The 12,422-nt window shown below is 39.0% G+C and carries 8 protein-coding genes; 7 read left to right on the forward strand and 1 reads right to left on the reverse strand.

What is annotated here, in order from left to right; all coding sequences use genetic code 11:
• Positions 1–11: 11 nt before the first annotated feature.
• Complete coding sequence (locus tag IM793_RS02380) at positions 12–1,568, forward strand: SusD/RagB family nutrient-binding outer membrane lipoprotein (protein WP_193419554.1); 1,557 nt, start codon at positions 12–14, stop codon at positions 1,566–1,568.
• Between the two features lie 23 nt (positions 1,569–1,591).
• Positions 1,592–2,386, forward strand: a complete 795-nt coding sequence (locus IM793_RS02385; RefSeq protein ID WP_193419555.1) for a DUF4397 domain-containing protein — start codon at positions 1,592–1,594, stop codon at positions 2,384–2,386.
• Between the two features lie 84 nt (positions 2,387–2,470).
• On the opposite strand, the gene IM793_RS02390 is transcribed toward IM793_RS02385, so the two are convergent.
• Entirely contained in the window at positions 2,471–3,073 is a 603-nt protein-coding gene (locus IM793_RS02390; RefSeq protein ID WP_121285188.1) for a porin family protein, read from the reverse strand.
• Positions 3,074–3,334: 261 nt separating this feature from the next.
• On the opposite strand from IM793_RS02390, the gene IM793_RS02395 reads away from it, so the two are divergent.
• The 5 genes from IM793_RS02395 to IM793_RS02415 all read left to right on the forward strand — a co-directional run bounded on the left by IM793_RS02395 (position 3,335) and on the right by IM793_RS02415 (position 12,137).
• A complete protein-coding gene (locus IM793_RS02395) occupies positions 3,335–3,550 on the forward strand; it encodes a hypothetical protein (protein ID WP_010599278.1) in 216 nt (71 codons plus the stop codon).
• Positions 3,551–3,735: 185 nt separating this feature from the next.
• Complete coding sequence (locus IM793_RS02400) at positions 3,736–5,427, forward strand: S41 family peptidase (RefSeq protein ID WP_193419556.1); 1,692 nt, start codon at positions 3,736–3,738, stop codon at positions 5,425–5,427.
• Between the two features lie 26 nt (positions 5,428–5,453).
• Positions 5,454–6,779 (forward strand): alpha-L-fucosidase, encoded by a 1,326-nt coding sequence (locus IM793_RS02405; protein ID WP_193419557.1) that lies wholly within the window; start codon positions 5,454–5,456, stop codon positions 6,777–6,779.
• 299 nt (positions 6,780–7,078) lie between these two features.
• On the forward strand, positions 7,079–9,337 hold the full coding sequence (locus IM793_RS02410) for a GH92 family glycosyl hydrolase (protein ID WP_193419558.1): 2,259 nt from the start codon (positions 7,079–7,081) through the stop codon (positions 9,335–9,337).
• Between the two features lie 190 nt (positions 9,338–9,527).
• Positions 9,528–12,137, forward strand: a complete 2,610-nt coding sequence (locus IM793_RS02415; RefSeq protein WP_193419559.1) for a glycoside hydrolase family 2 TIM barrel-domain containing protein — start codon at positions 9,528–9,530, stop codon at positions 12,135–12,137.
• Positions 12,138–12,422: the final 285 nt, after the last annotated feature.

Consider the following 12,422-nt stretch of genomic DNA (forward strand, 5'->3'; position numbering starts at 1 on the left):
AGATTAAAGAGATGAAAAAGATATATTTATTATTATCAGTTTTTGCGTCAATAATAACTACTTCAGGGTGTAAAAAGTATCTGGATGTGAATACAGATCCGGCTACCCCGCAAGAAGTTTCTAGCAAAACATTAACACCGCCGTTGTTCGCTCAGATGGAGCGGGGTGTTCAGTTCGATTCGAGATATTTAGGTGGACTTATCCAATATTTTGGAGGAGCCGTAAATGTTGGTGAGCAACATGGCTGGATTGCCGGTAGCGATGCCATGGGCGAAATATGGAGAACCAATTATTTTGGTTTAGGTGCAAACTTGAACTTGATTATTGAAGATTCTGAGGCAAAACAGGAATGGAATTATGTAGGAATGGCGCAGGCCTTGAAAGCCTGGAGTTGGCAAACTACAACCGATTATCACGGTGATATTATTTTAAAACAAGCCTTTGATGTTAATCGATACGTTTATGATTACGATACACAACCAGAGGTTTATGCCGAAGTAGTAAGGCTGGCGAATCAATCAATATCCAATTTTACCAGAACAGATGGTGCAGGTACGGTAGTTAAGTTTGGGCCTGCTGATTTGATTTATGCTGGTGACAATGCCAAATGGATAAAGTTTAACTATGGTATTCTAGCTAGAAATGCAAATAATCTGGTTAACAAAGCAATTTATGATCCGGCAAAAGTGATCGAATATGTTGATAAATCTTTAGCCGGTAATGCTGATGATTTTATTGTTCCCAACACAGGAACTACTGCTGCAAATGGCAATTTCTTTGGGCCGTTAAGAGCAAATATGGGTGCTTATCGTCAAACGGCAATAATGGTTGCCTTGCTTGATGGTACTACTTTTGCCGTTGCCAACACGCCTCTGGTTATCGATCCCCGTCGCAATAACATGTTAACAGCATCACCAGATCTTATTTTCAGAGGTACGGCACCATTTACTTTAGATGGCGGAACTGTAGTAAATAAAAACCAGATTCCAAACGTTTGGGGAGTAGTTGGAGGTGCTAACCCTGGACCAAATCAAGGAAAATATTTATTTAAAGATAATGCTGGTTTTCCGATCATGACGTATAGCGAACTGCAATTTATTAAGGCAGAAGCTGCATTTAGAAAGGGCGATTTAGGTTTAGCTTATACCGCTTATCTAAATGGCATAAGCTCGAGTATTGATTTTGTAAGCGCTTTGGGAACAGCCATAACCCCTGCAGAAAAAGCAACTTATTTGGCAAGTACTTCCGTTAAGCAAACGGCCGCCGCCTTAACTTTAAAAGATATCATGTTACAGAAATACTTAGCGCTCTATGGCTACGGATTTGTAGAAACATGGTGCGATTTAAGAAAATATAACTATAATGTTGGAGATGCTGCAGGGAATAATCCTTACTTAAACGTGTACAGGTTTCCGGCCAGTTTCTTTACCGATAACGGAGGCAAACCAGCACAACGGTATCGTCCACGCTACAACTCTGAGTACTTATGGAATGTTGAAGCGCTGAAGAAAATAGGAGCTGACAAAAATGATTATCACACCTATAAAATGTGGTTCTCTCAACCGTAATTTCACCATTATCAAAAAGAAAAATGAAAAAAGTATTATATTTTATTGCGGTTAGTATTGGATTATTCTCCGCTTGTAAAAAAGGCGATCTTGTAGAAAATACAGCTTATGAAAAAATAAGTCCGGCAGATCCCAAATATTCATACCTAAAAATTCTGAACCTTACACCAGGTAGTCCTGCGCTTACTTTCTATATGGATGGTACTAAGTTTTCGTCATCACTATCCAGTTTAGGTGTAGAAAACGCAGGTTATGCATATAATGGCCTGTTTCCTGATCTAGGTTATGCCGTTACAAGTCCTGGCTCACATAATTTAACTGCTAAAATTATCCCAACAGTTGTTCCTGATCCTAATTTGGAGGTTTTTAATACAACGATCACACCGGAGGCAGGAAAGTATTATACCATTTATACAACAGGTCAATACACAGCAACAAGTAAAAAAATTCCATCATCTTTAATGGTTGAAGATAGCAGGCCTACACTAGATACGTCTAAAATCTTTGTACGCATGGTTAACCTGTATAATGGCAGCCCCAATCTGGATTTGGTTAAAGATGCCGTTGCGGGAACCAAGATAATTTCAAATGTAGCTTATGGAACAGCTACATCATGGACGGAAATACCAAATTTAGGTCCTGGTACAGCACCTACTCCAAAACTATTTGTTAACATTGCAGGAACAGGTACTCCGCTAATTGCATCAGGTTCAACATTTACATTAACCAAAGGCAGGGCTTACACCATTTATATACGAGGGGTGGCGGGCAATACTACTTATCCGCTCGCAGTTACATTTTACACTACTTTTTATTAGGAAGAAAATTTTATAAAAAAAGCCATCTATTTTCTGATGGCTTTTTTTATGTCTTAAATTTGCTTTATAGCATTTTTTTGCTGTTTACAAAATCTTAAACCCTAAACTCAATTGAAATAAATTAGGTTTCTGGCTATATTTTTCACTTTTACTGATGTTTGATAAACCAGCTTCATAACGTAAATCAACTGAGATATTACCTACATCTACACCTGCGCCAGCCTGTAAGCCCAATGCCTGGTTTTTGTAATTGTCGAAATCTGTTGCTTGCTGATAAGCTGAGCTAAATGACGAATTTTCATCCAGAATAAATGAAATTACCGGGCCGGCCATTACACGGAAGTTTAAATTTTTAGCGCCAAATTTTGTTCCCAACAACACAGGAACATCTAAAGTGGTAAATTTTACTTTTCCTTCGGCAGCCACTTCATTACCGTTGTTTTGCTGAATACTGATGAATTTGTTCCCTTTGCTACCAATGTAAGCCTCTGGCTGTACATAAAAGCTAGCGCCACCAATACGTGCCCATGCACCGATCTGATACCCTAAACGGTTTTCTTCACTTGCAAAATCTGCATTAATTTTAGCTAAGTTAACACCGGCTTTTACTCCCAGGTTAAAGGTTTGTGCCTGTGATGTTGCCCAACCCAGGGTTAGGAAAACAATGGAGAAGATAATCTTTTTCATGTTGTTTAATTTGCTTTTTTTTAAGTTCAGTGATTCCATAAATCGCTGCAAATGCCGTTTTTGTGGTGTTTTTGCAGGTTCTGGTTTCAATTTTAAAATTTACATCTTATGGGCTTTCATACCCGGCTGAGTTTTATAACGCAGTTTTAACACAATTATCGTGCAAAAAGAATCCGCGAATGTCTACTTTTTTTGTCACATCACATAAAAAGTATTAACCTGAGCAAATATTTTTTACTTTTGCATCAAATAAAATATGCCATGGCTAATTTTCAACTGACTTCTGAAACTGCATTTAAAGTAAAAACTAAGTTTTTAAGGAAATACCGCGATCTGGCGAATGAGCCTTTAGAATTTACGCCTGGCAAAGAAGATCAATTGGTTGAAGATTTAATGCGTTTGGTGAAACGTGACCGTACCTATATCGAATTTACAATTCAGAAAGCACTTGCCGATACCAAAGGCAACAGACTTTAGTTTCTCTCTTAAAAGGCCAATTTCTGCTTCTTTTTAGCGTAACGCTTAATTTACGCCTGGTCCAAATAAGCTGTTTTTAATATTTATTGCTTTTTGTACATTTACGTTTGTACAGAATTATTAAATAATCTTTCAAACAGGTAATAATCTATTGATCTGCTATTGGAATTAAAATAAACAGGGGAATGAAAAAACTAAAATATGGTCTTTTAGCAGCAGGTTTCGGGCTGGCTGCTTTATCTTTTTCATTTAAAGAAGATTTATTTCTGGTTTCTAAAAACCTGGATATTTTTGCCTCACTCTATAAAGAAATCAATATCAACTATGTAGATGATACCAATGCCACTCAGTTGATGAAAACAGGTATTGATGCTATGTTGGATAGTTTGGATCCGTATACGGAGTATGTTCCCGAATCGGAAATTGAAGATTACAAATTAAAATATGTAAGCACTCAGTACGGAGGTATTGGTGCCAGCACTGTTTTTATCGATGGGAAACTGTTTATTAACGATGTGAGTGAAGGTTACCCGGCAAATAAAAGTGAGATTAAGGCAGGAGATCAGGTGGTAAGTATCAACGGAATTGCGGTAAAGGGCAAAGATCGCCAGGAGATTAGTCAGTTGTTGCGTGGGCCTAAAGGAACACCGGTTGATTTGTTGGTGGTTAGAGATGGAAAAGAGATTACTAAAAAACTTGTCCGTGATGAAATAAAACAGCCTAACGTTTCTTATTCTGGAATGGTTGGCGATGGAATCGGTTATATCAAACTTGATAAATTCCTTGAAAATTCCGGTCAGGAAGTTAAAGATGCCCTTTTGGCTATTCAAAAAGAAAATCCCAAAGGTGTAGTTTTAGATTTGAGAAACAACGGTGGAGGTATTTTGCAGGAAGCGGTGAAAATTGTGAACCTCTTTGTAAATAAAGATCAGCTTATTGTCACTCAAAAAGGCAAAAATTTAGAGAAAACCATTGCCTATAAAACACTTTTAGCGCCAGTTTCTACATCGGTTCCGTTGGTGGTGCTTGTAAATGGAAATTCGGCTTCAGCCTCCGAAATTGTTGCTGGTTCACTGCAGGATTTAGATCGTGCCATTGTAATCGGACAGCGTAGCTACGGTAAAGGTTTGGTTCAGCAAACTTTCAATCTGCCTTATAACAGCCTGGTTAAAGTAACCGTGGCTAAATATTACACGCCATCGGGCAGGTGTATCCAAAAATTAGATTATGCACATAAAAATGCGGATGGTATTGCCGAACGTTTTGCCGATTCTACCATGGTCATGTACCAGACCAAAGCAGGAAGAAACGTGTACAGTGGTAATGGTGTTTATCCAGATATTGTGGTTGATGCAGCCAAATTAAGCCCGATTACCATTTCAATGCTTAATAAAAACCTTTTCTTTAACTATGCAAATCAATACAGGAAAGAAAAACCAAGTTTAACTTCAGCCAAAACTTTCCAGTTATCTGATGCAGATTATGCTGCATTTTCTGGCAGCCTTGCTGATAAGGATTTGGCTTACCAAAGCCGTACTGAAAGATTGCTTTCCGATTTACGGGTTGAAGCCGAAAAGGAAAATAAATCGGCAGAAGTAAAAACCGATCTCGAGAACCTAAAATATAAACTCACCTCTTCTAAAAAAACCGATCTGGTTAGTCATAAAGCAGAAATTAAAAGAGTTTTAGAGACACAGATTGTGAGCCGTTATTTTTACGAAAAAGGAAGAATTGAGCAGAGTTTTCAATACGATAAAGAATTGGCTGCCGCTAAAAACCTCTTTGCCAATCAAACGCAGATTTTAGCCATTTTAAAAGGCGATGGAAACTATAAGGTAATTGGAAAACCAACCAAAGCCACTGCATCAATAGACTAAAACCTAACCAAACGATACCGCTATTCATGAAGAAATTAACCTTAATATGCCTTGTGCTATTAATCGCATTACAGTTAAAAGCGCAGGATTATACACCTACAGCCTCTAATTTAAAACAAAGAGCATGGTTTAACGATGCCCGGTTTGGCTTATTTATCCACTGGGGGCCTTTTAGCATACCAGGAAGTGGCGAGTGGGTAATGAACGAACGAAAGTTGACTGTTCACAATTACACCAATCTTAAAGATTTTTTTAACCCGGTTGAGTTTAATGCAGAACAATGGGTGAGCATGGCGAAGAATGCCGGAATGAAGTATATTACACTGATCACCAGGCATCATGATGGCTTTAGTATGTGGGATACTAAATATTCTGATTTCAACATCATGAATACGCCCTATAAAAAAGATATCGTAAAAATGATGGCCGATGAGTGCCACAAGCAAGGCATAAAACTATACCTGTATTACTCACTTTTAGATTGGCGCAGGGAAGATTATCCGCATGAGACCGGACGGACAGGGCAGAACTCAGGCAGGACCGGCAAAGGCGATTATGCAAGTTATTTGCAGTTTATGAAAAACCAGTTAACCGAGTTGTTGACTAATTATGGTGAAATTGGCGGAATCTGGTTTGATGGGCATTGGGATCAGACTGAACCAGAAGGATCGAAAGACAGAACATCACGAATTGATTGGAAGTACAATGAGATTTATGGTTTAATTCACAAACTTCAGCCACAGTGTATGATTGGGAATAACCACCACCTCACACCCTTTGCGGGAGAAGATTTTCAGATGTTCGAACGCGATCTTCCCGGAGAGAATAAATCAGGTTTAAGTTTTCAAAAGGCATCAGATCAATTACCGCTCGAGACCTGTGAAACCATTTCAAATTCGTGGGGATATAATTTGAGCGATACCTATTACAAATCAAATAAAGAACTGGTTCATATGTTGGTTAAAGCAGCAAGTTTGGGTTCCAATCTTTTACTGAACATTGGTCCGATGCCGAGTGGTAAAATTCAGCCGGAGTTTCAAGATCGATTAGCCGGCTTAGGCGACTGGCTTAAAATTTATGGCGAAAGCATTTACGGTACTAAAGCAGGATTTATTAAGCCACAGGCCTGGGGAAGTATTACGCAAAGCGACAACAAAGTTTATATCCACCTGGTTGATGGAAAAACGACAACGCTTGATTTAGAAAACGTTCCGGTAAAGAAAATCAAAAAAGCCTATTTGCTAAAAGATAAAAGCCCCGTAAACTATACCTTTAAAAAATCAAAACTAAGCATTAACACGACTTTAAATAACGCAGAACCCGATCAGGTAATTGTTTTGGAGATTGGGTAACAGGGCGTTTATATATGCTGTCATCCTGAACGCAGTGAAGGATCTTTCAAATTTATATAAACGGTCGTTATCCTGATCCGACAGCTATCGGATTTATTTCAGGATATAAAGATGTTGACCAAGACGTAGTACAAGACAATTGAAAATACAATTCGCGCATGCGCACTATATATCTGGAAATGGTGTATTCCTATCTTTTACTTAATTTTAGCACAATTATTTATCCTTTTTACAAGAAATAACGTAAAACGTTTTACTTTTAGATTTTTAAATCTATCCGTAGGAAATTATAAATACACATGCAGTTCAGGAAAACCTCGTCTATTCTACTTCTAACAGCCTCTCTCTTTACCAATAGTATCTTTGCACAACAAAAAACAAAATTAACCCAATATGTTGACCCAATAATTGGATCGGCAAAACACGGGCACGTTTTCGTTGGTGCCAATGTTCCGTTTGGTGCAGTACAACTTGGGCCGAATAATATTTTTGAAGGCTGGGATTGGTGCAGTGGCTACAATTATAGCAGTAATACCATTACTGGTTTCGCGCATACGCATTTAAGCGGGACAGGTATTGGCGATTTAGGCGATATTTCGATTATGCCTTCAACGGGTAAACTCATTTTAGAAAAGGGCAAAACAGCCGACGACCAGCAAGGTTATCTTTCTAAATTTTCTCATCAAAATGAAGTGGCTAAAGCCGGTTACTACAGTGTATTGCTTGATAAATACCAAATTAAGGCGGAGCTAACGGCAACCGAACGAGTAGGCTTTCACCAATATACTTTTAAAAAAGGTGCTGAAAATCCCCATATTATTATCGATTTAATTGAAGGCATTGGTTGGGATGCACCTGTATCTGCTTCGTTTAAACAGTTAGATGCTACGACCCTGGTAGGGCATCGTAATTCGAAGGGCTGGGCGGACGATCAACGTTTGTATTTTGTAATCAAACTTTCGCAACCAATTAAAAGTCTTGCGCTTTACGATAGCACAGTAGTTAAAAGTGGTAAAACGTTATCTGGTAAAAAACTTAAGGCATCGGTTAGCTTTAATGCCATTAATAATGATAAACTGCAGATTAAAGTTGCTTTATCTCCTGTAAGTATCGAAAATGCCATTTTAAACCTGAAAACAGAATTGCCAGGCTGGGATTTTGCTTCAATCGTTAAAAGCGCCGATGCAAAATGGGAGAAAGAACTATCGAAGGTTAAAATTGAAGCATCAAATACAACTAAAAAAATATTTTATACTGCCTTGTTTCATACCATGGTGGCGCCATCACTATTTAACGATGTAAATAAAGATTATTTGGGAACCGATAAAAAAGTTTACAAAAATGCCGATTTTAACAATTTAACAACTTTTTCCCTTTGGGATACTTATCGTGCAGCAAATCCGCTTTTCACTATCCTTCATCAGGATAAAGTAAACGATGTAGTAAATACGATGTTGTCCATCTATAAACAGCAGGGAAAACTTCCTGTTTGGCATTTAATGGGAAGCGAAACCAATACCATGGTAGGTTACCATGCTGTGCCGGTTATTGTTGATGCCTATTTAAAAGGATACCGTGGCTTTGATGTAAACCTGGCCTACGAAGCGATAAAACAATCTGCGATGCAAAAAACAGATGGTATAGAATACATTCAGGAGCTTAAACACATTCCAGCTGATAAAATAAACGAGTCAGTAGGTAAGGCTTTAGAATATGCTATTGACGACTATTGCATTGCACAAATGGCTAAGGCATTGAACAAAACAGCAGATTACACTTATTTTAGTAAAAGATCGAAACTGTACAGTTTATATTTCGATCCAAGCGTTCAGTTTATGCGGGGTAAACTGGCCAACGGAAACTGGAGAAGTCCTTTCAATCCTTTTTCATCCAAACACCGTGAAGACGATTATGTAGAAGGAAATGCCTGGCAATATACCTGGTTGGTACCACAAGATGTAGAAGGTTTGATCAGCCTTTTTGGAGGAGATAAAGCCTTTACCAATAAACTTGATTCGCTATTTACCTTACCTTTAGATTTGGGAACCAACGGTTCGCCGGATATTAGTGGATTGATTGGTAATTACGCACAGGGGAATGAGCCCAACCACCACATTACTTATTTATATACTTATGCAGGTCAGCCATGGAAAACAGCCGATCTGATCCGTAAAATCGACAAAGATTTCTATTCCGCTAAGCCTGATGGTTTGTGCGGCAATGAAGACGTGGGGCAAATGAGCGCCTGGTATATTTTTACGGCAATGGGTTTTTATCCTGTAAATCCGGCAAACGGGGCTTATGTTTTCGGAACACCCTTAATCAATGATGCGGTTATTGCGCTGCCTGGGAATAAAAAATTCAATATAAAGGTTATAGGTAATAGCGCAGAGAACAAATACATTCAGAAAATTGTACTGAACGGAAAGCCCTACAGTAAATCGTATATTCTTCATAAAACTATTGTTGCTGGTGGAAAGATGGAGATTTATATGGGCAATACACCATCGGCAACCTGGGGCGTAAAACCTGAAGACAGGCCGATATCCGGAAAATAATTCTAGATAAAGAGTGAGGTTATATTTTAAACCTGATTTATCTGGAATTTGTCACGTTGAGCCTGTCGAAACGCCTCACACGGTGTTGTGGAAGGTCCTTCGACAAGCTCAGGATGACAATTCTATATTTATAATACATCGTCATTAAAAATTAACCATAAACAAGTATTAACTAAAATATCTCAAATAAATGAAGAAAATATTTCTACTTCTTTTGTGCTGTTCAGCCTTCATTGTAAATGCACAGCAGCGATACGAGCTAAACTCGGGCTGGGTTTGTACAAATATCAAAGATGTGCAAGCTGCTAATGGTTCAGAAATTTCTAAACCCGGTTTCTCGCTTAATAGCTGGATGCCTGCAACAGTTCCCGGAACGGTTTTAACCACTTTGCTGAACAATAAAAAAGTTCCCGATCCATTTTACGGAATGAACAACGAGAAAATTCCTGACGTATATAAAACCGGTAACGATTATTACACCTATTGGTTTGTAAAAGATTTTGAAGAGCGTGCTACGGGTAACGAACAGATTTGGCTACAGTTTAGGGGAATAAATTATAAAGCCGAAATTTATTTAAACGGGAAAAAAGTTAATCCGAAAACCCAGGTAGGGATGCACCTTAGGGCACAGTATAACATCACCAAACTGTTATCTGCCAATGGAAAAAACAGATTGGCTGTAATTGTTTATCCGCCAGATTTTCCAGGTAATCCTAATGGTGGTCAGGGTGGCGACGGTACCATCGCAAAAGGCTTAACCACACAGTATACAGCCGGCTGGGACTGGATTCAGCCTACGCGCGACCGTAACACGGGAATCTGGGATAAAGTAACTATCGAGAAAACCAAAAGCATCAATATCCAGAATCCGCAGGTAATTACCTTGGTGCCGGGCAAACGTTTACCCGAAGGGAAACAAAATCCGGCAACCGTTAAAGTTTCAGTTGAAGTAGAAAACCCAACAGGCCAGGCGGTTTCGGGTACTTTGCAATATCAGATTGCCGGAAAGTTGATCAAACAATCTGCTACCATTGCAGCCAATAAAACCACTACGGTTAAACTTCCTGATTTACAGCTCGAAAATCCTAAATTGTGGTGGCCAAGCGGATATGGAGCACAAAACCTGTATGATGTAAAAATCGAATTTGTAGCGGCCAACCAGGTGCTAGATCAGGAGCAGCTTAAAGTTGGTGTACGTCAGATTGATAACATCTGGAACGAGCATACCAAGAGTATGGGCGCCTATGTAAACGGGCAAAAAATTTTCATAAAAGGTGGTAACTGGATCATTTCTGATGCGATGCTCCGTTTTAGCGATGCCCGTTACGATGCAGAAATACGTTACCATAAAGATATGAACCTCAATCTCATCAGGATCTGGGGTGGAGCAATTTTGGAACGCCCTGAGTTTTATAACGCCTGCGATAAATATGGCTTGCTGGTTTTTCAGGATTTCTGGTTCAGTGGCGATTGCAATGGCCGTTGGGTAGACCCGATGAAAAAAGAAGACCAGTGGACACGCAGAAATTATCCTGATGACCATAACCTTACCTTAACAGCCATTGAAGATCAGATCAAGATGATCAGAAACCATGCTTCACTTGCCTTTTGGTGCGGAGGGAACGAAATTACCCCACCAGAAGATATTTTGGAACCTTTAAAGAACGATATTCTGCCCCGCCTGGATGGTACAAGAAAACTTTTCGATTTCTCTAATAGTGATGAAATGTCGTTCAATTCAATCGGTGGTAATGGTGATGGTCCTTACGGGATACAGGACATTAAAACTTTTTGGGGTACAAAGACTTTTCCTTACAATTCGGAAGTTGGATCGGTAGGAGTCGGCGATTACGCTTCACTACTCCGTTTTATTCCGAAAGAAAACCTAATTGCACCACAGTACAAAGCTAAGCCCGATTCGGTATGGGATTATCATAAATACATCTCTTATGAGCAATATCTGAATCCATATGGCAAGCCAAAAAGTGCAGAAGATTTTGCGATGAAGGCTCAATTGGCCAATTATGATCAATACAGGGCATTAATGGAGGGTTTTTCGAACAAAATGTGGGATTGGTACACGGGTTCCATCATCTGGAAAACCCAAAACCCATGGACAGCCATGCGCGGACAGATGTACGATTATTATCTTGATCCTAATGCCTGTTTATATGGTTTAAGAAAAGGAAGTGAGCCGCTGCATGTAATGATGAATCCTTTGGATAGCATGGTTACCATCGTAAACAACGGGTTTACCACCAAAAACAACCTGATGGTACAGGCTAAAGCTTATGATATGGATGGGAAAGATTATTTCTACTCTCAGGCCTTCAACTCGGTTGGTCCATCTTCAGTGAGAAGACTTTTTCCTATGAACGAGTTTTTGGCCAAACTGGATAAAAAAGAAGGTGTATTTGTTTCGTTAAGGATTTTAGATCAGAAGCAAAATATTTTAAGTGAAAATCTTTACTGGCTTGCCGGAAAAGACGGCGAATATTCGGGCTTGAAAAATATCAAAAAGGCGCCATTAAAAATAGCTGCTGTTGATCAGAAAAACGGCAAAGTGGCTGTAACCTTAAGTAACGCAGCTGGAAATCCTGTCGCGTTTTTTAACCGTGTTGCTTTAATAGATGACAATACTGGTGAGCGCATATTACCTGCTTTTTATGATGATAACTATATTAGTGTTTTACCTGGTGAAAGTAAAACGGTGACTGTAGAATATACTGGTAAACAAAGTAATCTGGCTGTAGAAGTGTATGGCTGGAATGTAGAAAAGCAGAAAGTAACTATTCAATAAGTTGCCATCCAGACCTCTCAGGTTTTTAAACCTGAGAGGTCTGTAACAAAAGAAATATACTCCGTTAGGCAGGATTTGTAATCCCGTCTTTAGAACTAAGGATTTCAAGCCTTTATAGAATAAATTATGCTGACACGAAGGTTTTGGAAATGTAAGGTTCTGCTTCAATGGCGGACTTAGTCCTGCTATCGCTGCAAGTCCTCGCTGCGCTGTGGGCTTTACGCTTTATCAGGTTTAGGAACATGGGTCGTTGCATGAAATTCTAAAATTACCATATATCCGCGT

Origin of the sequence: Pedobacter sp. MR2016-19 (assembly GCF_014947265.1) — a bacterium.
Taxonomy (GTDB): Bacteria; Bacteroidota; Bacteroidia; order Sphingobacteriales; family Sphingobacteriaceae; genus Pedobacter.

What these genes read in the sequence shown, in the direction of transcription:
- IM793_RS02380 (WP_193419554.1), top strand. Translation starts at nt 12, where the DNA reads ATGAAAAAGATATATTTATTATTATCAGTTTTTGCGTCAATAATAACT.
- IM793_RS02385 (WP_193419555.1), top strand. Translation starts at nt 1,592, where the DNA reads ATGAAAAAAGTATTATATTTTATTGCGGTTAGTATTGGATTATTCTCC.
- IM793_RS02390 (WP_121285188.1), bottom strand. Translation starts at nt 3,073, where the DNA reads ATGAAAAAGATTATCTTCTCCATTGTTTTCCTAACCCTGGGTTGGGCA.
- IM793_RS02395 (WP_010599278.1), top strand. Translation starts at nt 3,335, where the DNA reads ATGGCTAATTTTCAACTGACTTCTGAAACTGCATTTAAAGTAAAAACT.
- IM793_RS02400 (WP_193419556.1), top strand. Translation starts at nt 3,736, where the DNA reads ATGAAAAAACTAAAATATGGTCTTTTAGCAGCAGGTTTCGGGCTGGCT.
- IM793_RS02405 (WP_193419557.1), top strand. Translation starts at nt 5,454, where the DNA reads ATGAAGAAATTAACCTTAATATGCCTTGTGCTATTAATCGCATTACAG.
- IM793_RS02410 (WP_193419558.1), top strand. Translation starts at nt 7,079, where the DNA reads ATGCAGTTCAGGAAAACCTCGTCTATTCTACTTCTAACAGCCTCTCTC.
- IM793_RS02415 (WP_193419559.1), top strand. Translation starts at nt 9,528, where the DNA reads ATGAAGAAAATATTTCTACTTCTTTTGTGCTGTTCAGCCTTCATTGTA.